Source organism: Nannocystis punicea (assembly GCF_026965555.1).
Classification (GTDB): Bacteria; Myxococcota_A; Polyangia; order Nannocystales; family Nannocystaceae; genus Nannocystis; species Nannocystis punicea.
On sequence record NZ_CP114040.1, the window covers coordinates 1,587,781 to 1,611,485 of the forward strand.

Consider the following 23,705-nt stretch of genomic DNA (forward strand, 5'->3'; position numbering starts at 1 on the left):
GAGTCCCGCTCGCTCGCACTCGCGGCTCAGCGCCTGGTCTTGCGCGTCTGGTCGATGCAATACGTCAGGCCGTCGCGCAGGCTGGCGAGGGTGGTGAGCTTCGACAGGTCGATGCCGATCGAGACCATGGTCTGGGCGATCACGGGGCGGATGCCGGTGATGATGCAGCGCGCGCCCAGCAGCTCGACCGCGAGCACGAGCTTCAGCAGGTGCTCGGCGGTCGCGGTGTCGATGAGATCGACGCCGGTCAGATCGATGATGGTGTAGCTGGCCTTCTTCTGGAGGATCTGCTCGAGCAGGCGGCCCATCGTGTCGGCCGCGCGCTGGCTGTCGACGACGCCGATCAGCGGCAGGGTGAGCACGCCGTCCCAGACCTCGATGATCGGGGCCGCGAGGGCGCGGATGGCGTCCTCCTGGCGGGCGATCAGGCTGAGCTTCTCCAGCAGCCGCTTCTCCGTCTCGGCGCGCTCCTCGACCTCCATGCGCACGCGCTCGAGCGCGACCGCGAGGTCGGCCCGGGTCGCGTCGTCGGTGGCGAGCATGCGCTCGAGCCGGTCCTCGAGGCTGGCGTTCGACGGGGCGATCACGAATTCATCATACTTGTCGCCGCTGACGACGGACGCGACCTGCTCGGCCCAGCACTGCGCGACCCCGAAGTGGCGCTGGAAGATGCCGGCGAACTTGCCGCCGAGGTAGCTCGAGCCCCAGCTGACGTTCAGCACCTTCTGGATGGCGGTCTCCCAGTGATGGTGCACGCGGACGACGGCCCGCTGCGCCTGGCGGTCGAGCGAGACGAGCTCCCAGCGGCCCCACCCGAAGGTCGCGGCGACCTGGGTGAGCGCGGTGAAGCCCGCCTCGAAGGTCGGATACTGCGAGATGTAGGCCCAGTCGTCGGCCACGCCGTCGCGGCCGCCGCCGTGCAGCGCGAGCCGGAAGCGGTCGGTGCCGACCATGCGCTGTAGCCCGGAGATGAGGCCGGCCAGCGTGCTCTCTGTCCAGATGAAGATCGCCGGGTTACCACCCATTCGGATGTTTCCGCGGTCGGTGTCGTATTCAAACTCGAGTCCACCCAGGGTCGCGCGCTCGATCATATGGTGGCCCTGACTGAAACACGTTCTCGTCGCAGGTACCATGATGAACTTTGTTCAACGGCGGTTTTCGGACCGTCGGAAGCGAGCGCTCGGCGTCGTCGCCGTTATGAGATTGCCTGCGATCGACGACACCTCGGCGCGACGAGGGACGCGCCGACGTCGACGCTCTTTTTGCCAGCGGTCGACCGATCGATGGTACCCGCGGACAGATCTCGCGTGAGGCGATGTGCGAGGGGCATCGACGGCGCCTCACCGGCGCGGGGCGCGGACGCGCGGGGTCGTCGGCGGCGCCAGCGCCTGCAGGCGGGCTGATTCACCCGATCGGCCACATGCAGAAGCCCGTGCCCTGAAGATCGCAGACCATGTCCTCCGGGCACTGCTGGCCCTGGCTGCAATCGAGGGAGCACACGCTCGGCTGGTTGTCGAGGTCGCACACCGGCGTGGCGGTGCCGCTGGCGGGCAGCGGGCAGGGGTCGTCGTCGCCGCAGTACGGGGCGCAGACCGAGAACTCGAGGCCGTCGTGGGCGCTGGCGATGCAGACGACCACGCCGGGCTGGCAGGTCGCGCTGCTGCCCTCGCAGCTGGCATAGGGCGGGGCGTTGGGGTCGCCCTGGTGGGCGCAGGCGGTCGTGCACATCAGCAGGTCGTCGCAGACCGGCTGGTCGCAGGCGACGAGGCAGGCGCGCAGGGCCGCGTCGGCCGCCTCGCATTCGCTGTTGCACTGCTCGAGCGACACGGGGACGTCGCAATCGTGGGTGCGCTGACACAGCGCGGCGCAGGTGCGGGGTTCTCCGGTGGTGGCAGCGGTGCTCGAGTCGGTGCCCGGGTCGTCGGTGCCGGTGGTCGAGCCGGCGCTCGTTCCGCCGGTGGTCGGGCCGTCGCTCGTTGCTTCGCTGCTCGCGTCGCCCGCCGTGGTCTGGGCGCTCGAGGTCTCCGAGGCCGCCGAGGTGTCCGAGCCGCCGGCCTCTCCGCACGCGAGTACCAGCGCGAGTCCAAGCGCGGCGAGCAGTCGAGGAGAGGGGGGACGGTGGTCTCGGGGCGTGGACAATGCTGGCAGTCGAGGTGTTAATTTCATGCGGGGAGTCTAGGCGGCGCGAGGCTCGGTCGTCGTCGCAGTTCTGCGAGGGCCGGTCGCAGGGTTGCGATTTTCTCCCTGCGTGCGACAGCGCGGGCTTGTTCGAGCGCGCCGGAGGGAGGACGCGCGGCGTGCAGCGCCTGCGCGACGTCGACGCTGACTCTGCCCGGCGGCGCGGGCTGATCGCGCGTCTCCGTGGCGGAGGGGGACGCGCGGCGGGGTGCACGGTCGTCAGGCAGCGCCTGCGCGACGCCGACGCTCGCGAGCGTGCGAGGACCGGGCGACGCTTCGCGGAGCACGTCGGCGCGCGAGCTCGCCGGAGGCACGAGCCGCGGCGTGCACGGGGGTCATTCAGCGCCTGTGCGACACCGACGCTCGCGAGCGTGCGGGCGATCTATCGCACGATCGCCGACGACGAGGCCCGGCACGCCGAGCTGGCGTGGGCCCTCGACGCCTGGCTCTCCGGTCAGCTCGACGGGGAGGGCCGGGTGCGTATGGTCGAGGCGCGGAAGATCGCCGCGGACGCGCTCGCGGCCCACGTGGCAGTCACCGCCGACGCTCCCGAACGAACGGCCCTGGGGTTGCCCTCCGCCCGGGTCGCGACCGAGCTGTTCTCCGGTCTCGATGGTGCCTTGTGGTCACGGAAGGGCGCAGCCTCGCGGTCGAGGCTGGTCGCGGCGGCGAGAGAGCAGCGCGTCGGGACAGGCGCCATGCAGGACGGCGCTTCCTGCCGGTCGTCGTGACCCGGCCACCTCGTCGCGGAGCGCCGCGCGCCGACCTCCGCTCCGGCCGCGGGAAGCGACCTGCGCGTGCATCGAGCGATGGATCATCGATAGATCTCTATTTGGACGTGTCTTTGGGACATTCATCGTAAATAGTTACAGAAGGACATGGGTCGGGTCATCATTGATTATAGAATGTTCTTTGGAACATGTGTTTTTGACATTGCTTCGAGGTCATGTCCGATCGCTCGACGGATACGAGCGCCCGTGGCCGCTCGCCCTCGTCACGGCGCGTCCGCTCCCAGCATTTCCCGCGTCGCAGCGGCGGCGGCCTGCAGCGTCGCCGCTTTCTCGCGGTCCGGCGGCGTCCGGGCCAGCAGCGCCCGCGCGAGCAGCGTCTGCGCCTCTGCCAGCCACAGCGACGGGAGCAGCTCCGTCCCGCCGGCCGCGTCCGCGAACCCCGAGCTGGCCCGCTCGAGCGCCTCCGCGGCCTCGGCGGGGCGATCCAGCAGCAGCAGCGCTCGGCCGTGGAGCAGCTCGAGCTCGGCCACCTCGCCGGCGATCCACGTCGCGCCGCGCAGGCCGTCGGTCCACGTGCGCGCCTGCTCCACCTCGACCAGCGCGGCGGCGGGGCGGCCGGTGTGGGCCGCGACGAACGCCCGCGCCTTGGCCCGCTGGTAGGCCTCCTGCCCGCCGGAGCCGGCATCGGACGCGCAGGCCGGCACCCGCCCGGCGCTGGCGAGGGCTTCGGCCGGTTCGCCGCCGAACAGCTGCAGGTAGGCCAGGTTCTGGAAGCAGAACCCGCAGCTGGACGACGCGCCGCCGGCGACCGCCAGGTACTCCGGGCACACCTCGACCAGCGTGGCGACGGCAGCGCGCAGCTCCGGCTCGAAGCGGGCCGCCACCGCCCGGTGGTCGAGCGTGACCGGGTGACGCGGCCCGAGGTGCGTGGCCAGCAGCGCGTTGGCGCGGGCCAGGCCGGCGCGGCGGACCTCGCCTTCCGCGGTCGTCACCGCGGCGTTGTACATCGCGTTGGCGAGCTCGATCGGGTCGGCGTGCGGCGCCGCCAGCATCTCCTCGACCGCGCGCCGCATCGACGCCGCCGCGCCCTGGCGGTCGCGCGCGACCAGCTGCACCACGCCGATGTTGTTGTTCGCCAGGCCGCGGGCCAGGTGCGGCTCGGGGGCGCGCCCGGCCATGGCGAGGGCCAGCGGCGCCAGGCGCAGCGCCTCCGCGGTGCGGTCGCTCTGGGCCCCGTCGAGGTAGAGCAGGCGAGCGATCGCCTCGGCGGCCAGGTCGTCGCGCCGCGCCTCGACGGCCCGCGTCAACGCCTCGACCAGGACCGGCCGGGCCGCGCTCCAGCGCGTGCGGCTGAACAGGACCCGCGCCTGGACCAGCAGCGCCTCGGCGAGCAGCGGCTCGAAGCGGGCGAGGCGGGCCCGGCGGACCGCCTCGTCGGCCCTGACCAGTGCGCCGTCGAGGTCGCCGGCGTCGTGGCGCACGCGCGCCTCGATCATCCCCGCGTCGATCGCCGCGACCGCGCCGGCCAGCGCCGGGTCCTCGGGGACCCTGGCCTCGCCGAGCACCACGGCCTGCTCGGCGCAGGCGGAGATCGGCGGCAGGCCGGCCACCAGCGGGGCGACGTCCGGCTCGGCGTCGTCCCCGGCCTCGCCCGCCAGCAGGCGCGCCGCCGCGGCCAGCGTCTCGCGCCGGCGGTCGAGGCAGCGCATGCGCGCGTCGAGCAGCGCGCTCGACTGCTCGCCGCGGCGGTGATCGAGGCAAGCGTCGCGGTGGCCGACCAGCCACGCGCCGGCGTAGGCGTCGAGGCCCGCGAGCGCCCGCGCCGACGCGTCGCGCCTCGCCCCCGCGAGCGCGGCCGCCACGGCCTCGCGGCGCTCCGGGTTCCACGCGCCGGCCAGGGCCTCGTGACCGCCGCTGCACGGCTCGGGGCCGCTCGTCAGCGCCGCGACGAGGCCCGCGAGCAGGCCGCCGGCGGCCAGGCCCGCGAGCCAGCGCCGCCGCTTGCGCCCGCGATCGACCGCCAGCGCGGCGAGCAGCGCCGGCATGTTCGGGTAGCGGCGCTCCGGGTCGTGGGCCAGGCCGCGCGCGAGGATCCGCGTCAGCTCGCCGGGCACGCCGGGGCCTCGCGCCGGCCGCAGCTGCCCGGCCTGCATCGCCGCGACGATCGCCGCCGCGCTGTCGCCCGCGAACGGCCGCTGACCGTGCAGCGCCTCCCACAGCGCCATGCAGAAGCTGAACTGATCGCTGCGCGCGTCGGCAGTGCCGCCGCGGTGCTGCTCGGGCGACATGTACGCGGGCGTGCCGAGCAGCGCGCCGGTCATGGTCAGCGAGCGCGACAGCGTCCCGCGATCGGGTTCGACCGCGGCCGGGGCCTCCGGCTCGTCGTGCTGGCGCACCAGGCCGAAGTCGGCCACCCGCGCCCGCCCGTCGACGCCGACCAGCACGTTGTCGGGCTTGAAGTCGCGGTGGACGAAGCCGGCCTCGTGCGCCGCGGCCAGGCCGCGCCCGGCGTCGAGGAACACCCGCAGCACCTCGGCCGGCGTCCGCGGCTGCGCCAGCCAGGTGCGCAGGTCGACGCCGCGGACCAGCTCCATGGCGATGAAGATCCGGCCGTCGATCGCCCCGGTGTCGTGGATCTGCACCACGTTGGGGTGTGACAGTCGGGCCAGGGCGTGGGCCTCGCGCAGCAGGCGGCCGGGGCTGGCGGAGTGGCCGTCGGCGCGCAGCAGCTTGAGCGCGACCTTGCGATCGAGGTCGGGATCGTAGGCCGCGTACACGACCCCCATGCCGCCCTCGCCGAGCTGGCCCAGCACGTGGTAGCGGCCGAGCCGGGCCGGCAGCGAGCGCGCCGCGGCGCCGCGCGCGGGCGACGGGTCCGCCGTCACCTCGTCGCTGTTCGACGCCCGTGAGCCGGTCGTCGAGGCCAGGCCGTCATCGCCGGTCATGCGCGCATCACTGGACGGGCTTGTAGGAGACCCACTCGTGCGGCTCGGTCGCCCAATCGATATCGTCGCAGTGGGGGAGGAGGTTGGGGCATATGGCCTCGACCTTTCCGAGGTCTCCTCTACGCGGGTTCGAGAGGCAGAGCGCGCGTTCATCGTTCCACACCGCCTCGAGGATGGTGGGCACGTAGCCTGGTTCGCCCGGCTGCGGGAGCGTGACCGTCCCCGCCGTGTTCTCCCAGCGGATCGGCGTGTTCTCCTCCGTGAAGCTGTCGCCGGTGCCGCAGAAGTCGGCGGTGATCATCTTCAGGGTCGCGTCCTGCTGCGCGCGCGTGGCCGGGGCCATGGTGTCGGCGAAGAACTCGCCCTGCTCGTAGCCGAGGGCCTTGGCCTTGTAGGCGGCCTGCCCGGAGCAGGCAAAGGTCACCCAGTCGCCGTCGATCAGGTCGACCTTCTTGAGCACCCGGTCGTAGGTCTCACCGACGATGAGCGTCACGACCGGCGCGTCCGGGCTGCCCATGACGTCGGGGCACACGTTCTTGAAGTTGCCGGGCTCGTCGCCTTCGAACTTGATCACGTAGGTGGTGAGCGGTCGGCCCTCGTCGCTCCACGCGGGGGCGTCGCCGTTGTAGTGGGTGATCGTACCCGACAGCTCGTCCCCGTCCTTCTCGAGCACGAGGTCCCAGCCGACGAGATTGGCGCCGCGGTAGAGGATGGTGGTCTCGCTCGCGTCGTAGACGACGATCTCGTCGCGGCCGTTGGTCCGGAGCGGATGGATCACGTTGCCCGGGTCGCGCAGGCCGACCAGGGTCACGCCGGCGGAGTTCGGCTGGCCGGACAGCGACAGCTCGGGGAACGGTGCGTCGTCGATCTCGGGCGAGTTGAAGGTCGGCTGGCCGGTGTCGCGGAACATCTGCTCCTCCGTGTCGGGCGCGCACGCGGCCGCGAGCACGGCGAAGAGAGCGATGGAGAGGGGCAGGGCGGGAGCAAAATTGGCGGACATGATGTGAAACTCCAAGAAGGTTCAAGAGGGGGCCGGGAGGCCAGGCCGTCGTCGCCGGTCATGCGCGAATCACTGGAGGGGCGTCCAGGTGACCCATTCGTGGGGCGTGTTCTCCCAGTCGATGTCGGCGCAATCAGGGATTTGGCCGGGGCATTCGGCCTCGATCTCGGCGCGTGAGGCGAGGCGCGGAATGTCGATGCAGATCGCTCCGTTGTGGTCCCACACCGCCTCGAAGTTGCCGAGCACGGTGCCGAACGGGATCGTGACCGTCCCCGCCGTGTTCGCCCACTGGATCGCCTTACCTTGCGCCGTGAAGCTGTGGCCGGTGCCGCAGTAGTCGGCGGTGATCATCTTCAGCGTCGCGGTCTGCTGGTCGCGCGTGGCCGGGACCATCGTGTCGCCGAACGGCTCGCCCTGCTCGTAGCCGAGGGCCTTGGTCTTGTAGGCGGCCTGCCCGGAGCAGGCGAAGGTCACCCAGTCGCCGTCGATCAGGTCGACCTGCTTGCCCACCCGATCGTAGGTCTCGCCGACGATGAGCGTCACGACCGGCGCGGTCGGCCAATCCACGGTCTCCGGGCACACGTTCTTGGTGATGTTGGTGCCGGGTTCGAGGAACCAGATCACGTAGGTGGTGAGCGGCCGGCCCTCGTCGTTCCACGCCGGGGCGTTGCCGTTGTAGTTGGAGATCCAGCCCGACACCTGGACGCCGTCCTTCTCGAGCACGAGCTCCCAGCCGTTGAGATCGGCGCCGTGGTAGAGGATGGTGGTCTCGTCCTCGTCGTAGACGACCAACTCGTCGCGGCCGTTGGTCCTGAGCGGATGGATCACGTTGCCCGGGCCGCGCAGGCCGACCAGGCTCACGCCGGCGGAGTTCGGCACGCCCGAGAGCGACAGCTCGGGGAACGGCGCGTCGTCGATCTCGGGCGAGTTGAAGGTCGGCTGGCCGGTGTCGCGGAACATCTGCTCCTCCGTGTCGGGCGCGCAGGCGGCGGCGAGCACGGCGAAGAGAGCGACGGAGAGGGGCAGGACGGGAGCAAAATCGGCGGACATGATGTGAAACTCCAAGAAGGGCTAAGAGGCGGCCGAGATGCACCGCCGTGTAGCTGTGTGGTCGCTCCCTCAGCAACTGACATGCCGCGAGTTTTCCCAAGGATCGCCGAGGCCCACGCGCGATATCACCAGCGCTTTCTCGGCTTGCCGTCGTGCGGCCGCATGGGACACCATCGACCGGCCCCATGGGCCAGCGCAAGTTCGAAAAGACGCCGTTCGAGCAGCGGTCTGCCGAGGAGACCGCTTCCACCGAGCGCTCCGCGCGGACTTGCGCGGTCCCGCGCATCGCCCGGCTCGTCCTGGTCCACCCGCGCGGCCTCGGCGAGGCGCAGGTGCTCGGCGAGGCCCCCGTGGTGCTCGGTCGCCAGCGCGACGCCGGCCAGCTCGTCGCGGCCCACAAGACTGTGTCGCGCCGGCACGCGACGCTGTGCTGGGACCCGGTGGCCGGCTGCCACACGGTCGCCGACCTCGGCAGCCGCAACGGCACGTGGGTCGACGGCCGCTCCGTGAACGCCCTGCCGGTCTACCTCGAGGACCAGGCGGTGCTGCGCTTCGGCGACGTCCTGGCGGTGTACGAGCGGCGCGACGCCGACCTGCGCGACGCGCCGCAGGTGTCGTGCGAGGCGGTCCCCGGCGAGTCGCTGGCGGCCCGCAAGCTGCGTGTGGCCATCGCCCGCGCCGCGCCCGACCTGGCGCCCGCGCTGATCCTCGGCGAGACCGGCGTCGGCAAGGAGCGGATCGCCGGCGAGCTGCACCGCCTCAGCGGCCGCCGCGGCCCGCTGGTCGCCGTCAACTGCGCGGCCCTCAGCCCGCAGCTCGTCGAGAGCCAGCTGTTCGGCCACACCCGCGGCGCCTTCACCGGCGCGACCGGGGAGCAGCCCGGCATGTTCCGCGCGGCCTCCGGCGGCACCCTCTTCCTCGACGAGCTCGGCGAGCTGCCGCTCGACCTCCAGCCCAAGCTGCTGCGCGCCGTCGAGCTCGGCGAGGTCGTGGCCGTCGGCAGCACCCAGAGCCACCGCGTCGACGTGCGCCTGATCGCCGCCACCAACCGCTCGCTGGCCGCCGAGGTCGAGCAGGGCAAGTTCCGCCGCGACCTGTACGCCCGCCTGGCGCTGTGGGAGATCCACGCGCCGCCGCTGCGCGCCCGCCGGGCCGACCTGCTCGCGTGGGTCGATCGCCTCCACCGCGCCTGGCACGCCCCGCGCAGCCGCGCCGAGCCGCCGCCGCTCGAGCTCCCGGTCGCCCTCGCCGAGGCCCTGCTGCTGCAGCCGTGGCCCGACAACCTGCGCGGCCTGCAGCGGTTCGTGCACGCCTACGGCGCGGCCGGCGGGGAGGTCGAGCCCGACGACTGGTCGGCGCGCCTCCTGTCCTTCGGGGCAGGTCCGGCGGCCGCCCCGGTCGCGCCCGCCGCGGTGTCCGGCGACACGCCGCCGGCCCGCACCATCCCGCGAGCGCCGCGTCCGCGCCCGAGCCGCGAGGCGCTGATCGCCACCCTCGAAGCCAACGCCTGGAGCATCCGCGCGACCGCGAAGCACTACGAGTGCGAGCGCAAGCAGATCACCCGCTGGCTCGGCATGTACTCGATCGCCCTGCCCGGACGCGACCCCGAGGGGTAAGGATCAATAATGTGTCGGCTCGCTGCGATCGGCAGCGACGATCGGCCTCGACCGCCGGGCGAGGCCGCTCGGCGCTCGCCGCTCCCGCTGCGATGTCGGTACCACGATTCGCGGGATCGTTCCCGGCCGCCGGCCCATCACGACAGTCGAGGGCGGTCACCGCTCGAACGCAGCGGGCGCCGCGCTCGCGGTGCACGTCGCGAGGTCGATCCGTCGCGGCCGCCGTCAGGTCGCAGGGAATACGGCGGCGTCGACAGGAGCTGCGTGATCGTGGTGTTCGAATTCGTGGGGGTCCTCCACACGACCGTGCCCGACACGAGGTTCACACCCCGCCTCCCGGTCCCGCTCTCGAAGCGAGCCGCGCCGCCCGCCACTTTGGAGGACGTAGAAATCGCCGGGAACGAAGGGCCCATCGTCCTGGGCCGAGTTGTCCGTGGCTACGCGGCGGCGCGTGATGAATGAGATATGTGTTTGTAAGGACATGTCCTTACGGTCATCCTTGCGAGCTCGGCTCAAGTCGCGGCCATGCGCGCGGTGAGCCATTTCTGCAGGCCCGGGCGGGGGCCGGGGCCGACGCGCGGATGGGGGCGGGCGTGGTCGTCGGGGCGCGTGAACTGCAGCTCCTCGCCGTCCTCGGGGATGTCGACCTTCCCCTGCAGGCCCTCGGCGCGCAGCCGCTCGCGGAGGTCGGCGCGGGTGGTGGGGCAGTGGTCGAGGGCCTCGAGGTGGTTGAGCACGACGCGTCCGGGCGCGCGGCGGACCAGGGCGACGAGCTCGTCGACCGAGAACAAGATCCGGCCGCCGACGCCCATGTCGGCGGCGCCGGCGGGGGCGACGACGACGTCGGGTTGCAGGCGGTCGACGGCCTCGAGGACCGCGTCGGCGAGGACCGCGTCCGACGTCAGGTACACGCTCGGCTCGTCGGGGTGCGCGAGGTAATAGCCGGACACCGGGCCCATCAGCCAGGCGAACCACCCGTGGCCGTGCCGGGCCGGGACGACCTCGACGTCGAGGCCGAGCGAGCCGTCGTGGACCTCGCGCACGGCGAGCCCCTTGCGCCGCAGGCTGGCGGCGTCGACGTGGCTGCTCCACACCGGCAGGCCGCGGGCGCGGATCCACCGCAGCGCGGCGGCGTCGAGGTGGTCCGGGTGCTCGTGCGTGACGAGCACGCCGGTGGCCGCGTCGAGCCAGGCAGGCGCGCCGGCCGGCAGCGGGACGAGCGGGTTTCTCCGCCGGCCGGCCCCGAACAGCTTGAAGCCGGGCAGCGCGCCCGCGTCGGCGAGCATCGGGTCGACGAGCAAGCGGTGCTCGCCGAGCGTGAGGAGGGCGGTGGCGTTGCGCAGGTGGCGGTATTTCATCGGCGTGTCCCGCCGGCAAGCTAGGCGGTGCACCGGCGGATGGAAACTGCTAGATTCGCATGCCAGCCATCCGTTTTAGCATGGAGGTCCGATGGACTGGGAGCTGCTGCGCACGTTCGAGGCCCTGGCGCGCCTCGGGAGCCTGACCGCCGCCGCGAAGGCGCTGGGCGTCAGCCAGTCGACCGTCAGCCGCCAGCTGGCGCGGCTGGAGGAGACGGCCGGTTCGCCGCTGGTGCTGCGCGAGGCGCCGCTGCGGCTGACCGAGCGGGGGACGGCCTTGTTGGCGGCGATGCTGCCGATGGTCGACGCCGCGCTGGCGGCCCGGGCCGCGCTGGAGGACACGCCGGAGCTGCACGGCGAGGTCACTCTGAGCACTGTGGGCGAGCTGCTGCGGTGGAGCCTGGCGCCGCGGCTGCCGGAGTTCTACCGCGCGCACCCGCGGCTGCGCCTGCGCGTGCTGGCGACGAACCGGGTCAGCAGCCTGGCGGCGGGCGAGGCCGACGTGGCGCTCCGCATGGTCCGCCCGCAGCGCGGCGAGCTGGTCGCCCGCCGGCTGCGGACCGAGACCTACGCGTACTTCGCCGCCGAGTCGCTCGCGCTCGACCCCGCGGTGCCGTGGCTCGGCCTCGCCGGCTCGCTGGCGGAGATCCCCGAGCAGCGCCACGCCGACCGGGCGTTCGCCGACCGGCCGCCGCGCCTGCTCGTCGAGGACTTCGAGGCGCTCGGGCGCGCGGTCGAGGCCGGGCTCGGGGTGGCGATCCTGCCGCGCAGCTTCGCGGCCCGGCTGCACGCGCTCGTCGAGGTCGCGTCGTGGCAGATCGGCGCGGCCGGCGACGACGGCGTGCCGCCCCGCGACCTGTGGATGGTCGTGCACCGCTCGAAGCAGCGAGTGCCCCGCGTGCGGGCGCTGCTCGGCTGGCTCGCGGAGGTGCTGCGCTGACGAGTGTGCGCGGCGCAAAAGGCGGGACCAGACATTCTTTTTTAATGAGATATGCCCGTACGCCCTTCGCGCCCGCAATCACCCGAATATCAAGACCTGTGAAAGGCAGGTGAGCGCGCCCGGCGAGCGCAGACCTCGGGCAACCTCACCCGGCGTCGCAGGAATCACGAGCTGCGCATGAGCGTGCACGGCGAGCGACGCCGGGGGCAACTTCGCCGGTTTGGCGGGAATCTCGAGCGGCGGCGTGAGTGTGCCCGGCGATGGCAAATCGCGGGCAAGCTCACCGATGCCGCAGGAATCATCGGCAGCGACGTGAGCGTGCACGGCGCAAACCGCAGGCGACCTCACCCGGTGTTGCAGGAATCACGAGTGGTGGCCGATCGTGCGCACTTCGGCGAGCGACGGCGCGAGATCGCCGAAGTGTCGTGCGTTCGCGGGTCAGCGCGTGCCAGCTCGCTGCAAGCGCAGGGGGGAGGCCCGTTCGGGGTCGCCGCACGTGCCAACGCAAGCCCCCGAGGGTGGCCACATTTGGGGTGTGGCGAACCCATCATCACGCGAGCGCCTTTTATTAAATTGCGGTAAGATGAATGAGTCGGACACGGGGTCCGGCATGCGTAAAAAGGAGCGATCCCATGAACAAAGCTGGACTCATCGTCCTCTTCCTGGCCACCTTCGCCGCGGGCGCGCTGCTCTCCGCTCCCTCGGCGGATGCGGCGAGCAACTGCACCTACTACAGCGACGCCGCCCACTCCTCGGTCGTGGGCCAGTACGGCTACGATTGTTGCAACAACAAGGTCGCCTGGGGCAGCAAGACCCAGTATTCGCAGTGCGGCGCCTGCTTCATCTGTTATCCGCCTCCGCCCAACGGGTGAGGCGTCGACTTCGCGGACCTCGCCGAACCACTGCAGAGCTCGGCCTGCGGCGGGTTCGGCGGCTCAGGACGACTGCAGCGCCGCGAGCCGGCGGTGGCTGCAGAGCTCGGCCGGTGGCGGTTCAGGACGGCTGCAGCGCCGCGAGGTGGTCGCCGAGGTCTCCGTAGTCACGTTGGGCCTCGGTGATGATCGTCGTCGCGTCGCGCTCGCCGCGGTCGGGGAAGAACTTGCGCGCCAGCTCGGCGATCGCCGGCTGCGGCGCCTCGCCCTCGGTCTGTCCGTACTCGACGACCTCGTACGGACCGATCCCGGCCGCCAGCAGGTGCAGGAAGTCTGCGAGATCTGTGGCGACCGCGCCGACCTCGCCCTCCGAGCCGAGGAACACGACCGGCTGATCTGTCAGCGGTCGCGTCACTCCGTCCTCGTGGTGGACGAGCCAGAACGCGACCAGGCCCCCCGAGCCGTCCTGCGCGAACACGCGGAACTCGTGCTCCGCCGCGGGGTTGCCGGTCCACGCCGAGGGCCCGCCGGTCTCGAGCTCGGCGAGCATCTCGAAGTCGATGTCGCCGAGGCCGTCGCTGTCCTGCAGCGCGTGGAGGGCCGCGAGCGGCGCGGGCAGCGGCTCGTTCGCGGGCGCCTCGCCGGGGCGCTGCGGGAGCTGGCGGGGCGGCCGGGGAGGTTCGCTCGCCTTCGCGTCCTGCGCGGCCTTCGCGAGCGCAGGGTCGTCCTCGTCGAGCTGCTCGAGCCCGAGTCGCACCTCGGCGAAGGTGTCGTCGTCGGCGTCGTAGACGAAGGTGACCTCGCGCCCGCCCTCGCGCCGCACGACGTGGCCGCGGTACATCGGCGTGCTCCACGTGCCGTCCTTCACCCGCTTCGCCAGCGCCTCCGCGTCCTTCTCGGGCAGCGAGACGTCGAGCTCACCCGCGATGCTCCCCGCGTAGTTCGGGCCGAAGTCGGCCGACCAGAGATAGGCGACGTACTTGCCGTTCTCCTTGTGCGGCGGATAAAACCCGGGGAGCCGCAGCTCCGCCTGGTAATTCAGGGTGAAACCCGCCTCTCGGTCGCGGACGTCGTGGAGCATGCCGGTCTTCGTCACGGTGGGCGGCGGCTTCAGGCCGCGCGCCGCGTGGAAGGCGAGGACCTCGGGGTCGTCGGAGCGTCGGCCGAGTAGCTGGAGGACCTGCTCGAACACGTCGTCGGAGTGCTTCGCCATGGGCGCGGCGAGGACACGGCATCGAGGGGGCGCTGTCAAGCCCGCCGGCGAGCGCGAGGCGAGGCGAGGGCGTGCTTTTCCGGACGGTCCTGTCCCGGAGGCCAGGTCGGTCGCCGAGCTCGCGGGCTCGCGGCCGCCCGACGGGCATGTCCCGAAGGACAGGCCGCCGCGTCGCGTCGCGCTCTCACAGGTGGCGCGTCTCCGCGGGCGGGTGCCACCAGTTGTCGTTGCGGCCGTCCATGAAGAAGATCGGCGCCGCCATGAGGTCGGCGGGCTCGAGGTCGTCGAGGCAGGCGACGTTGACCGAGACGTACGCGCCGTCGTTCCACTCCGCGGCGTCGACGAAGCCGTACGGGGTGACGCCGCAGTGCTTGCAGTGCCCGCCGTGGCCGCTCGCGGCGCCGGGCCGGTACTTGCTCAGCTCCTCCTCGCCGCCCAGCGCGCGGAAGTCGCCCGGCTGGACCTTGACGCTCCACCAGCGTCGCTTCCAACAGCTCGTGCAGTTGCACTTGCCCGTCCCCTGCGAGAGGTCGATGTCCGCCTCGAAACGCACCCTGCGGCACACGCAGCTCCCGTGGTAGGTCCGCTTCGACCCGTGGCCCGCTTCCTTGGTCGTGTCGCTCATCGTTCTGCCTTTCTCGCGTCCGCGACGCGCCGCCAGTGGTAGCAGGGGTTGAGGACAGGATCGGTCCTCGATTATTCTGGCGCGGTGAAGGCCTCGACGCGCGTGCTGCGGCTCCTCTCCCTGCTCCAGGCCCGGCACGAGTGGCCCGGTGACGAGCTCGCCGAGCGGCTGGAGGTGGACGTTCGCACGATCCGGCGCGACGTCGATCGGCTGCGCGAGCTCGGCTACGCGATCGAGGCGTCCTCGGGCCCCGGCGGCGGCTACCGCCTGGGCGCGGGCTCGCGGACGCCGCCGCTGCTGCTCGACGACGACGAGGCGGTGGCGGTGGCCGTCGCGCTCGGGGCCGCCGCCGGCACCGTGGCCAACCTGCAGGCCGTCGCGCTGCGCGTGCTGGCCAAGCTCGATCAGCTGCTGCCGTCGCGTCTGCGCCGCCGCCTCGGCGCGCTGCCGGGAGTGACCCTGTCGTTGCTCGACAGGCGGACCGCGGCCGACCTCGGCGTGTTGACGGCGATCGCCGCCGCGTGTCGCGACCAGGTCGAGCTGCGCTTCGAGTACGGCGACCGGCAGGGCCAGGCGACGGCGCGCCGGGTGCAGCCGCTGCGCCTCGTGCACACCGGTCGCGTCTGGTACCTGGTCGCCTGGGACCTCGGCCGCGACAGCTTCCGGACGTTCCGCGTCGACCGTGTGGCGCCGAAGCTGACCCGCGGCGCCCGCTTCTCGCCGCGCGAGCTGCCGGAGGACATCGCGACGTACGTGTCGCGATCGATCGCCGTGGCGCCGTACCGCCACCATGCACGCGTGCGCCTGCACGCGTCTCCGGAGGAGATCGCCGAGCGCGTCCCGCCCTGGATCGGCCTGCGGGAGTCCTCCGACGCGAGCGGCTCGGTGTTCGTCATCGGCGCCGACTCGGCCGAGGCCCTGGCCGCGCTGATCGTCCACGCGGGCCTCGAGTTCACGCTCCTCGAGCCGGCGGAGCTCGTCGCGCCGCTGCAGGCGATCGCGGCCCGACTGCAGCGAGGCGCGACCGTGCAGCCTTCGTGACGCGCCGGGCCGTCGCGGCGCGACCGCTCAGCCGGTGGCGCAGCCGGAGTAATCGGTGTACCCGGTCGAGTGGACCACGCAATTCTCGTCGAGGATGTACTGATGGCACGATCTCCAGTAACACGTGGCGCCGAACGGGGCGTCGGGCGGGCAACAGTTGTATGCGTGCTGCGATCCGCAGGTGCTCCACGTCTGCGGGATGCAGTAGAGCGACGGATCTTCGCTGATCTGGAGATCCTCGGGGCCGACGAGCGCCGAGGCCGGTGGAGCGTCCTCGACGAGCTCCTCGTCGATCTCCTCGTCGTCCTCGGCGAGGACGAGCTCGTCGAGATCTTCGAATTCGTCCTCGACGCAGGCCGAGAGACACAGGGCGCCGAGGACGAGGGCGCAGCGAGAAATGGTTCGAGGGGAGGGGAGCGCAACGGAGCTGGACATGGCAAAACCTCGAGGTCGGTCGCGCGAGCGCGACGGGTGGCGGACGACGTCCCGCCCGCACCTCACGCGCGAGCGAACGCCCTCCTGTGGACATGACAGGCGGCCCGGACGGATGTCGCAGCGCGGGGCGCAGAAAGTTCGACGAGGTCGCTTCGGCGAGGCCGAGCCCCTCGCCGAGGCGACCGCGGCCGCGTGAGACTCGGCCTCGGGAGATCCGCGGGCCGGCTCGACCCGGAGCTCCGCGAGCGACTTTCGCCCCCCGAGCGTTTCGGGATCGGGCACAGACGTATTCGCGGCATTCAGGTCGGTCGATGCGATTCGTCGCGCCTGCGACGCGAGGTCCCGCCGATCTCCCGCTGAGCCCGCAATCCTCCGTGGATTCGGAGTCGTCCGCTCATTCGTGGCGCAGCGCCGTCATCGGATCGATGCGGGTGGCGCGGCGCGCGGGGACGTAGGTCGCCGCCAGCCCGACGACCAGGAGGATCAGCGTCACCGCGGCGAAGGTCAGCGGGTCGGCGGTGCCGAGGTCGGGCAGGGTCGACGCCAGCACCTGCGTCCCCACCAGCGCGCCGACGATGCCGACGACGAGGCCGATGGCGATCAGCCGCGCGCCCTGGCGGACCACGAGGGCGACCACCCCCTGCGGCTGCGCCCCCAGGGCCAGGCGCACGCCGAGCTCATGCGTCCGCTGGGCCACTGCGTTCGCCATCACCGCGTAGAGTCCGATCGCGGCCAGCAGCAGCGCGAGCCCGGCGAACAGCGCCAGCAAGCGGAGGACGAACCGCGGCGACTCGAGCGTCCCGCCGATGAGCCTCTCGTAGGTGTCGACGCTGTGGACCGGCAGCGTCGGGTCGACCGCGGCCATCACCGCGCGGAGCTGCGGGGCGAGGTCGCCGGGCTCGCCCTGCGTGCGCACCAGCAGCGAGATCTGCGAGATCAGCGAGCGCCGGCCTTTCTCGGGGATCTGCGAGTAGAGGTAGTACATCTGGTAGGGCGTGATCTCCCGGTCGTCGAGGCCGTACTGCTTCACGTGATCGACGACGCCGATGATCTCGACGCTCTGCTGCTCGCTGAGTCGGTCGCGCAGCCGCTGCCCGACGGGGTCCTGGCCGGGGAACAACTTGTCGGCCATCACCCTGTCGATGATGAGCTTCGGCGGCGCGTCGGGCGTGTCCTCGACGCCGAAGGTGCGGCCCGCCAGCAGCCGGGTCCCCAGCATCTCGATGCCGCCCACGTCGACGAAGTACGCGACCGCCAGCGAGCCGGCGAGGATCGAGCGCGGATCGTCGAGCGGCAGGAAGTTGTCGTGATGGCCGCCGATGAACGGCGCGCCCATGCGAACGCTCGCCGCAGCGACCCCGGGGAGCGCCGCGAGGCGGCGCTGGAGCTCGCTGACGAACGACTGCAGGTGACCCGACGTGGCGACGCGCTCGGGCGGCACCGGGACGAGGGCGGTCAGCACATTGGTCGGATCGAAGCCGATGTCGACCGCCTGCAAGCGGGCCAGGGCGCGCATCGTCAACCCGGAGGCGACCAGCAGCATCAGCGCCAGCGCCACCTCGCCGACCACCAGCGAGCTGCGTCCGCGCAGGTGGCGGGAGCCGGCGGTCGCGCGCTGATCGCCGTCCTTCATCGCTGTCGCGAGGTCCTGGCGCGAGGCGTAGACCGCCGGCACCAGCCCGAACAAGAGCCCGGTGCCGAGCGCCACCAGCAGCGTGAAGGTCAGCACCGTCCGGTCGACCGTGATCGGCCCGAAGATCTTGAGCCCGAGGTGTGGCGGCAGCGCCGCGGTCAGCAGGTCGACCCCCCACAGCGCCAGCAGGAGCCCGAGCCCGCCGCTGAGCAGCGCGACGAGCGAGCTCTCCACCAGCAATTGGCGGATCAGCCGCCAGCGCCCGGCGCCCAGGGCCGCGCGCACGCTCATCTCCTTCTGGCGCTGCATGGCCCGCTCGAGCATGAGGTTGGCGACGTTGGCGATCGCGATCAGGAGCACGAAGGTCACCGCGCACATCATCATCAGCAGCCAGCCGCGGTGATGATCGGTGACCTCCGCGCGCATCCACTGGAGCAGCGGTCTCACCTGGCCGTATTGCTCGGGGAAGCTGCGCGACAGGCCCTCGCCGATCGCGTTCATGTCCTCCGCGGCCTCGGCGACGGTCACGCCGTCCTTCAGGCGCGCGACCGCGAACAGGTTCGTGCGCGTGAAGCGATCGCGGAAGTGCTGCTCGTCGGCCCGCGTGCCGAGCGGGGCGACGACGTCGCTGGGCCAGAGGAAGTGGAATTCGGGCGGCATCACGCCGACGATGGTCCAGTCGCTGCCGTCGAGTGTGATCGGACTGCCGACGATCGTCGGATCGGCGGCGAAGCGGCGCGTCCAGAAGCCGTGCGACAGGAGGACCGCCTGCTTGCCGTGCGGCACGTTCTCGTCGGGCAGGAAGTTGCGGCCGAGCGCGGGCACGACGCCCAGCGTCGGCATCAAGTCGTCGGAGTACCACTCCACGCGGACCTGCTCGGGATCGCCGTATCCGGTCACGGTCATGGTCGACAGGGCGCACGCCGCGACCGCGTCGAACGAGCTGTTGCCGGCGCGGTAATCGAGGTAGTTGAGGTACGACGGCGGTATCGGACCGAGCTCGGGATGGTTCTCGTAGACGAACACGAGCCGGTCGGCGTCGGCGAACGGCAGCGGCTTGAGGAGCACGCGATTGATCGCGCTGAAGATCGCCGTGTTGGCGCCGATCGCGACCGCCAGAGTGAAGATCGCCACACACGCGTAGGCCGGGCTCTTGCCCAGCATGCGCAGCGCGAAGCGCAGATCCCTAAGCAGCGCGGACATGGCGGACCTCCGTGGCCAGGCGACCCTCGAACGGATGAATGTCGAAGCCGTGGATCGGCGCGCTCTCGAGCTTGACTGGCATTCCGCGGTCCCCTCGCTGTTCACGCCGGCGCAGTTCGAGGTGTGTCCCTTGGGTCAGATCGGACGACCCGCCTCGCCGCGCCGCGGACATTTTATACAATGTCCGTGCCGCCAAGGATCCCGCAGCCTTGGCCGCGGCGCCGCCGGCAGCCTGTCCGGTTCCGGCACCAGCCGTCCCACTTCCGGACACCCCAGTGCGGCGCGGAGTGACCGACCGCGGCTCCCGGTACGCGCCGCGGGATCCCGGGCGCTCTGCGGCTCGCCGAACCTTACGCTTCCGCCCGCGGATCATCGCCCGAGCCGGTACTCAGTCTCCACGGCAGACTGCAGGTCCTCGAGCAGACGCGCGGCCAGGAGGGCAGGTCGCCGAGGGACTCGATGCCGTGCATCTGGCAGCTGCTCAGCCGTCGCTCACAGGAAGATGAGGGCGGACGAGGCGAAGCACCGGGACGCTCCCGTTCGGACCCGGAACGACATAAAGCCGCATGCCCCGGGGTGCTGACGCAGCGACGACGTTTGGCTCGCGGGGATCCCCTGGCTCGGAGCCGAATTCCGTCGCCACGGTATCGCGCCACGCCACCCCCATTCGCGGGTCGAGCAGTGGGGCCAGACAAGGCGGCGCGAGCGAAGGCGCATAAATGGTGATGGCGGTGATCGTGCCCCCTGAGCAATCGACGAACGCCGCGTCCCATGCCTGGGCCTCGAGGCGGATCCAGAACGTCGTGGGCCCGCCCTCCACCCTGTACGACGCGTCGCCTTCGGACGGCAGCACCGGGCAAGCATCTCCCGGGCGTACCAGCGCATCGTCGAGCTTGAGCGCGGGCGCGGCGTCCTTGCAAGCCGTTGTATCCCCAGGCTCGGGCGGGGGTGGGGGCGGGAAAGGCGCCATCTCGTCGCTGTCCGGCCAGGGCGCCGAAGGCTCGGGAGGCGCTGCCGCGTACTGCGGCCGCGCGCAGCCGCCGAACACCACCATCGCCACGAGACCGCCGCGACTCAGTACCATCGAAACGCCCCTTCGAAATCCGCGAGCGTGACGTCGGCCGGACACAGCATGACGGACCAGGTCGTCCCGCTGTCCGGCTTCGACCGACACGCGACGGCCGGCTTCAGTACCGCGGGATCCCGGACCCGTACCTCGCGTCGGTGCTCGACCTCCTTCCACTTGCCGTCCTGACCCCGACGAAGCCTGAGCCACGCGAAGGCCGCGACGAAGCCCGACAGGTGAGCCCTCGGCCAGCGCAACAGCAGGTCCGCGATCGACTGGTGCTCCTTCGCTATCGTGGGTACACCCGCGAGTTGCTCGGGCTCACGCAGGATCACGTCCCCGTCGCTGGCGGCACACGTCCCTCCACTCGTGGGTTCGAGCTCGAACGGGATCTCCCCCGGAGGAGCGCTCACCACCACCGCGGCAAGCCACCCCGTCGTCGTCGGCCACGCGGAGACGTTCGGCTGGCGAAGGAAGCACTTCCGCGGATGCTCGTACAGCAAGAACTTGACCGTGTCGTCGAGCTTCTGGCGGGGACTCGTCGGCTCGTCCCCCCGCATGTGCCACGCCTCCCCCTGATACTCCAACACGATGCCCTTATGGAGGCGCGCAGGCTGGCCCAGATACGTGCTCACCAGCAGCTCGATGGGATCCGCCCGCACGCCCAGCAACGCAGTCACCCATGCGATCTGGGCCAGCGCGGCCTCTCGCTCCCGCTTCTCGGCCACCCATGCCCGGTGGTACGCACGACACGGTTTGCACGAGAGGAGAACCACGTTGCGCACAGCTCCATCGGTACTCCAGCGACGCACGATGTCCCCGATGTAGCTCGTACGGACTTCGACGTCGCTACGGGACAGCCAGCGCTGCGTGCTCGCCACGACGAGCCCGCTCTGCTCGTGACGATACAGGATCCCCCCTGTTCGTCGTAGACCCAGTCGTACCACTTCGTCCCGCGCATCTCCCCGGAGCAAGGTGCCGTGGCGGACCAGCTCTTCGGCAACCGCGGGATCTTGAGGTGATTTTCGATCTTCTCCAGGCTGCTCGGCGCCCACTTCGAATTGTGGCGCGGGAACACCAGACAATGCTCTGCGAGCTCGGGGCGAGCCGCCTGCGCGTCCCCGTAGATCACGATCACCGCGGCCGACGCCGGCACCGGGAAGCCCAGCACCGACAAGGCGAGCGCGAGCAGCCGAACAGCCGCGCTCAGTCGCGACAATCGACCTCCGCGAACCGATATCCGACGATCTCGTGGTTCACCGAACGAGCTGCGATCTCGTTCTGGATCGTCAGGATGTTCCTGTCGGCCAGCAAGTCGACCATTTGCGGGAGGTCGAAGGGCTTTGCCCGGCTCGAATCGATCCGCCCCAGGATCGTCCCGTTGAGGCGAACCCGCGTCGCCTTCACGGAGAAGGTGGCTGTCGCACCCTCGATCGTCCCCTTGTTCTTGAGCGTGAACACCTGTTCGCCGAAATCCAGCCGGACGAGGTTACCGTAATACAATCGTTCCACGTACCGCACCGTAGCGGGGACCCTTTCATCGTTCAGCGGGCGACAAAGCGTGGCCTCGATGCACTTGCGGGCCTGCGAGCTGAGGTCCAGCCGTCTCGCTACCCGGGCGAGCGACAGCTTGGTCACGTCCGAGCGAAACTTCATCCCCACCTCGAGTGGCAGGTCGGCTGGAGGCTGGACCTTGAGATTCGCCCCCACGGAGTTGGCCAGCAGCGCGACCTCGAGTCCGTCCGCCAGAGTGGAGACCTCGATCCAGTCCGATCCGGGCCTGCCCGAGTCCTCGCGCCGTACATGCAGCGTATCGTGTACTTTCCCCAGTTCGTTCGGGATCTCGCCGGCGTCGAACCCTTCACAGGCCTCGTGAGACGCGTCGAAACCGGGGCCGAGCGCTCTCTTTTGCCAAGAGTCGGCGATCTTGACCTCCGCGTGGTCCTGGCGGAAGAGCACCTTGGCGTCGTCACCGAGGGTATCGGCGGCCCACCGAGTCAGGGGATTCTGGTTCAGTGAAGCTTCTCCGCGAAGTATGCAACCCGTTATGAGCAGGCAAGCCACCGCGGCTGCAAAGCCTGGCTTCCGGTCTCTCATGGGAAAAGTCTGACCCGCCCCAGCACACGAGTCAAACCGCCGGATCCGGTCCGTTACGGTCGCGGCTGGAAGTTGCGGCGCAGGTAGCCAACGCCGACTCTGCGGCGGCGCGGGATCGATCCGGCAGCTGTGTGGCGCGGGCCGCAGCGGCCCCGTCGCGGTCGTCCCAAAAACAAATCACCCACCCCGCCCGCGGCGCGCGGGTTCGGCCGCGATCTCGCCGACTTGATTGGGTCGCGGGTGCAGGGGCGGGCGCCATGCCCGCGTGTGCGAGACCAAGCGTCTACATCCCGCGGCCGTCCGGCGCCACCTGCCGAACTTCCTCGCCCTCGCCGCCTGCTCCGGGGATGTAGTTTCTCAGCCGCCCGCCGCGAACGCGAGCGACGACAGTAGGGACCGCCGGCCCAGACGATTACCCGAACTCGTCCGGGTTTGGGGCAGATTTGCGGCAACCAGAGGCAACCAGGGGCAAGTCGTCCATCTCGCAAAAGCCCTCCGTGTGGAGATTCGCGGCATTGGCAGCGGAGGGGTTTTCGGCATGAATGGGTCAGAACTTGTTCCACGAGTTCTGTTACGCGTTCTCTCGTGCGGATCTGTATGCCAGTGGTCAGCGAAAAGGCGAGCGGCTTTGTCCGAGACTCGAGCGTCTCCACGACACAGGTCGAAGCCGACACGGCACCGTTGCGCTCGTCGCGCCGGATAATTTTACCCGGGGAGTATTGACCGGGAATATTCCCCGGGTATTATCTCCGCATGGACCCGGAGCGCACCTACACCGCCTTTGCCGGCGCCCGCCGGCTCGCCTCGGGGAGCGCGCGGGAGGTGTTGCTGCGCCTCCGCGAGGTCGGCGCGGGCGGCGGTCCCGTCCTCGTCTTCGACGACGCCAGCGGGCAGCAGGTCGAGCTCGACCCGCGGCTGGCCGCCGAGGAGCCGCCGGTGCGCGCCGGTCCCGGCCGGCCGAAGCTGGGCGTCGTCTCGCGCGAGGTCTCGTTGCTCCCGCGTCACTGGGAATGGCTCGAGCAGCAGCCGAGCGGGATCTCGGCGGCGTTGCGCCGGCTCGTCGAGGAGGCGATCCGGCGCGACCCGGACGAAGAGCGGAGCCGTCTGGCGCGGGAGGCCGCGCACCGGGTGATGACGGCGCTCGCCGGGGACCTGCCCCATTACGAAGAGGCCGCGCGGGCCCTGTTCGCGCGCGACGCGAAGCGCTTCGCGCAGCAGATCCGCCGCTGGCCGGCGGACATCCGCGATCACCTCGCGCGCATGGTCGAACGCGCATTTCCCCCAGGAGACGAATCATGACGACTTCCACGCCGGCCCGGTCCCGCGCCGAGCAGAAGCGAGAATACCGCGAGCAGCCGCGGCGCGCCGGGATCTACCTCATTCGCAACACCGTCAGCGGCAAGCTGCTGCTCGGCAGCAGCATGAATCTGCAGGGCCCGCTGAACCGCCACCGCTTCATGCTCTCGATCGGCGGCCACCCGAATCGCGCGCTGCAAGCGGACTGGCAGCGTCTCGGCCCCGACGCCTTCGAGTTCACGATCGCCGACGTGGTGACGCCGCAGGACGAGGAGGCAGGCCCGCAGGAGGACGAGCTGTGGCTGTTGGAGCAGGTGTGGATCGAGCAGACCTCGCCCTTCGGTGAGCGCGGCTACAACCTCCACCCGCGAATCCGCGACGCTTGAGCGGCGCGATCGACGGTCGT

General features: G+C 71.1%; 21 protein-coding genes. 7 read left to right on the forward strand and 14 right to left on the reverse strand.

The annotated features are described in order from the left end of the window. Nucleotides 1–26: 26 nt before the first annotated feature. Together O0S08_RS06160 and O0S08_RS06165 are read right to left on the reverse strand one after the other, a co-directional pair. Complete coding sequence (locus O0S08_RS06160; RefSeq protein ID WP_269038072.1) at nt 27–1,025, reverse strand: STAS domain-containing protein; 999 nt, start codon at nt 1,023–1,025, stop codon at nt 27–29. Between the two features lie 379 nt (nt 1,026–1,404). Beyond that, complete coding sequence (locus tag O0S08_RS06165; protein ID WP_269038073.1) at nt 1,405–2,139, reverse strand: hypothetical protein; 735 nt, start codon at nt 2,137–2,139, stop codon at nt 1,405–1,407. A 158-nt stretch (nt 2,140–2,297) separates the two neighbouring features. On the opposite strand from O0S08_RS06165, the gene O0S08_RS06170 reads away from it, so the two are divergent. Next, the gene (locus tag O0S08_RS06170; protein WP_269038074.1) at nt 2,298–2,909 is read left to right on the forward strand and encodes a hypothetical protein; all 612 of its coding nucleotides are present in this window, start codon (nt 2,298–2,300) and stop codon (nt 2,907–2,909) included. Nucleotides 2,910–3,172: 263 nt separating this feature from the next. Here O0S08_RS06170 and O0S08_RS06175 read toward each other — a convergent pair whose 3' ends face one another. The 3 genes from O0S08_RS06175 to O0S08_RS06185 all read right to left on the reverse strand — a co-directional run bounded on the left by O0S08_RS06175 (nt 3,173) and on the right by O0S08_RS06185 (nt 7,904). Further along, nucleotides 3,173–5,854 (reverse strand): serine/threonine-protein kinase, encoded by a 2,682-nt coding sequence (locus O0S08_RS06175; protein WP_269038075.1) that lies wholly within the window; start codon nt 5,852–5,854, stop codon nt 3,173–3,175. Between the two features lie 7 nt (nt 5,855–5,861). Beyond that, the gene (locus tag O0S08_RS06180) at nt 5,862–6,854 is read right to left on the reverse strand and encodes an ADYC domain-containing protein (protein ID WP_269038076.1); all 993 of its coding nucleotides are present in this window, start codon (nt 6,852–6,854) and stop codon (nt 5,862–5,864) included. A 69-nt stretch (nt 6,855–6,923) separates the two neighbouring features. Beyond that, a complete protein-coding gene (locus O0S08_RS06185; RefSeq protein ID WP_269038077.1) occupies nt 6,924–7,904 on the reverse strand; it encodes an ADYC domain-containing protein in 981 nt (326 codons plus the stop codon). 185 nt (nt 7,905–8,089) lie between these two features. Between O0S08_RS06185 and O0S08_RS06190 the strand changes: the two genes are divergently transcribed. Then, nucleotides 8,090–9,520, forward strand: a complete 1,431-nt coding sequence (locus O0S08_RS06190; RefSeq protein ID WP_269038078.1) for an FHA and sigma-54 interaction domain-containing protein — start codon at nt 8,090–8,092, stop codon at nt 9,518–9,520. Nucleotides 9,521–10,032: 512 nt separating this feature from the next. Here the strand turns inward: O0S08_RS06190 and O0S08_RS06195 are convergent. Then, nucleotides 10,033–10,878 (reverse strand): MBL fold metallo-hydrolase, encoded by an 846-nt coding sequence (locus O0S08_RS06195; RefSeq protein WP_269038079.1) that lies wholly within the window; start codon nt 10,876–10,878, stop codon nt 10,033–10,035. Between the two features lie 91 nt (nt 10,879–10,969). Between O0S08_RS06195 and O0S08_RS06200 the strand changes: the two genes are divergently transcribed. Next, nucleotides 10,970–11,818, forward strand: coding sequence for a LysR family transcriptional regulator (locus tag O0S08_RS06200; RefSeq protein ID WP_269038080.1), 849 nt, complete (start codon nt 10,970–10,972; stop codon nt 11,816–11,818). Between the two features lie 78 nt (nt 11,819–11,896). On the opposite strand, the gene O0S08_RS06205 is transcribed toward O0S08_RS06200, so the two are convergent. Further along, entirely contained in the window at nt 11,897–12,142 is a 246-nt protein-coding gene (locus tag O0S08_RS06205; protein WP_269038081.1) for a hypothetical protein, read from the reverse strand. Nucleotides 12,143–12,450: 308 nt separating this feature from the next. On the opposite strand from O0S08_RS06205, the gene O0S08_RS06210 reads away from it, so the two are divergent. Next, nucleotides 12,451–12,690: a DUF6289 family protein gene (locus O0S08_RS06210; RefSeq protein WP_269038082.1), complete on the forward strand. Its 240-nt coding sequence runs from the start codon at nt 12,451–12,453 to the stop codon at nt 12,688–12,690. 121 nt (nt 12,691–12,811) lie between these two features. Here O0S08_RS06210 and O0S08_RS06215 read toward each other — a convergent pair whose 3' ends face one another. Then, nucleotides 12,812–13,903 (reverse strand): hypothetical protein, encoded by a 1,092-nt coding sequence (locus tag O0S08_RS06215; protein ID WP_269038083.1) that lies wholly within the window; start codon nt 13,901–13,903, stop codon nt 12,812–12,814. A 184-nt stretch (nt 13,904–14,087) separates the two neighbouring features. After that, nucleotides 14,088–14,528 carry a GFA family protein gene (locus O0S08_RS06220; protein ID WP_269038084.1) on the reverse strand — a complete coding sequence of 147 codons (441 nt, stop codon included), beginning with the start codon at nt 14,526–14,528 and terminating at the stop codon, nt 14,088–14,090. 84 nt (nt 14,529–14,612) lie between these two features. Between O0S08_RS06220 and O0S08_RS06225 the strand changes: the two genes are divergently transcribed. Continuing rightward, the gene (locus O0S08_RS06225) at nt 14,613–15,569 is read left to right on the forward strand and encodes a helix-turn-helix transcriptional regulator (RefSeq protein WP_269038085.1); all 957 of its coding nucleotides are present in this window, start codon (nt 14,613–14,615) and stop codon (nt 15,567–15,569) included. 27 nt (nt 15,570–15,596) lie between these two features. Here the strand turns inward: O0S08_RS06225 and O0S08_RS06230 are convergent, their stop codons facing one another. The 5 genes from O0S08_RS06230 to O0S08_RS06250 form a co-directional block, all read right to left on the reverse strand. Beyond that, nucleotides 15,597–16,004 (reverse strand): hypothetical protein, encoded by a 408-nt coding sequence (locus tag O0S08_RS06230; protein ID WP_269038086.1) that lies wholly within the window; start codon nt 16,002–16,004, stop codon nt 15,597–15,599. Between the two features lie 394 nt (nt 16,005–16,398). Continuing rightward, nucleotides 16,399–18,840 (reverse strand): ABC transporter permease, encoded by a 2,442-nt coding sequence (locus O0S08_RS06235; protein ID WP_269038087.1) that lies wholly within the window; start codon nt 18,838–18,840, stop codon nt 16,399–16,401. A gap of 481 nt (nt 18,841–19,321) precedes the next feature. Next, a complete protein-coding gene (locus tag O0S08_RS06240) occupies nt 19,322–19,924 on the reverse strand; it encodes a hypothetical protein (protein WP_269038088.1) in 603 nt (200 codons plus the stop codon). Beyond that, nucleotides 19,915–20,634, reverse strand: coding sequence for a hypothetical protein (locus tag O0S08_RS06245; protein ID WP_269038089.1), 720 nt, complete (start codon nt 20,632–20,634; stop codon nt 19,915–19,917). Before O0S08_RS06245 ends, O0S08_RS06240 begins: the two co-directional genes overlap by 10 nt. Nucleotides 20,635–21,112: 478 nt before the next feature. Further along, nucleotides 21,113–21,865 (reverse strand): hypothetical protein, encoded by a 753-nt coding sequence (locus tag O0S08_RS06250; RefSeq protein ID WP_269038090.1) that lies wholly within the window; start codon nt 21,863–21,865, stop codon nt 21,113–21,115. Between the two features lie 891 nt (nt 21,866–22,756). On the opposite strand from O0S08_RS06250, the gene O0S08_RS06255 reads away from it, so the two are divergent. Together O0S08_RS06255 and O0S08_RS06260 are read left to right on the forward strand one after the other, a co-directional pair. Next, nucleotides 22,757–23,302, forward strand: coding sequence for a DUF2239 family protein (locus O0S08_RS06255; protein WP_269038091.1), 546 nt, complete (start codon nt 22,757–22,759; stop codon nt 23,300–23,302). After that, nucleotides 23,299–23,685 (forward strand): GIY-YIG nuclease family protein, encoded by a 387-nt coding sequence (locus tag O0S08_RS06260; protein WP_269038092.1) that lies wholly within the window; start codon nt 23,299–23,301, stop codon nt 23,683–23,685. Before O0S08_RS06255 ends, O0S08_RS06260 begins: the two co-directional genes overlap by 4 nt. The last annotated feature ends 20 nt before the right edge of the window (nt 23,686–23,705 follow it).

Bases quoted from the DNA above. Each gene is read 5' to 3' on its own strand.
- O0S08_RS06210 (WP_269038082.1), top strand. From the start codon at position 12,451: ATGAACAAAGCTGGACTCATCGTCCTCTTCCTGGCCACCTTCGCCGCG.
- O0S08_RS06185 (WP_269038077.1), bottom strand. From the start codon at position 7,904: ATGTCCGCCGATTTTGCTCCCGTCCTGCCCCTCTCCGTCGCTCTCTTC.
- O0S08_RS06215 (WP_269038083.1), bottom strand. From the start codon at position 13,903: ATGGCGAAGCACTCCGACGACGTGTTCGAGCAGGTCCTCCAGCTACTC.
- O0S08_RS06180 (WP_269038076.1), bottom strand. From the start codon at position 6,854: ATGTCCGCCAATTTTGCTCCCGCCCTGCCCCTCTCCATCGCTCTCTTC.
- O0S08_RS06220 (WP_269038084.1), bottom strand. From the start codon at position 14,528: ATGAGCGACACGACCAAGGAAGCGGGCCACGGGTCGAAGCGGACCTAC.
- O0S08_RS06190 (WP_269038078.1), top strand. From the start codon at position 8,090: ATGGGCCAGCGCAAGTTCGAAAAGACGCCGTTCGAGCAGCGGTCTGCC.
- O0S08_RS06175 (WP_269038075.1), bottom strand. From the start codon at position 5,854: ATGACCGGCGATGACGGCCTGGCCTCGACGACCGGCTCACGGGCGTCG.
- O0S08_RS06200 (WP_269038080.1), top strand. From the start codon at position 10,970: ATGGACTGGGAGCTGCTGCGCACGTTCGAGGCCCTGGCGCGCCTCGGG.
- O0S08_RS06240 (WP_269038088.1), bottom strand. From the start codon at position 19,924: ATGGTACTGAGTCGCGGCGGTCTCGTGGCGATGGTGGTGTTCGGCGGC.
- O0S08_RS06260 (WP_269038092.1), top strand. From the start codon at position 23,299: ATGACGACTTCCACGCCGGCCCGGTCCCGCGCCGAGCAGAAGCGAGAA.
- O0S08_RS06160 (WP_269038072.1), bottom strand. From the start codon at position 1,025: ATGGGTGGTAACCCGGCGATCTTCATCTGGACAGAGAGCACGCTGGCC.
- O0S08_RS06230 (WP_269038086.1), bottom strand. From the start codon at position 16,004: ATGTCCAGCTCCGTTGCGCTCCCCTCCCCTCGAACCATTTCTCGCTGC.
- O0S08_RS06255 (WP_269038091.1), top strand. From the start codon at position 22,757: ATGGACCCGGAGCGCACCTACACCGCCTTTGCCGGCGCCCGCCGGCTC.
- O0S08_RS06195 (WP_269038079.1), bottom strand. From the start codon at position 10,878: ATGAAATACCGCCACCTGCGCAACGCCACCGCCCTCCTCACGCTCGGC.
- O0S08_RS06235 (WP_269038087.1), bottom strand. From the start codon at position 18,840: ATGTCCGCGCTGCTTAGGGATCTGCGCTTCGCGCTGCGCATGCTGGGC.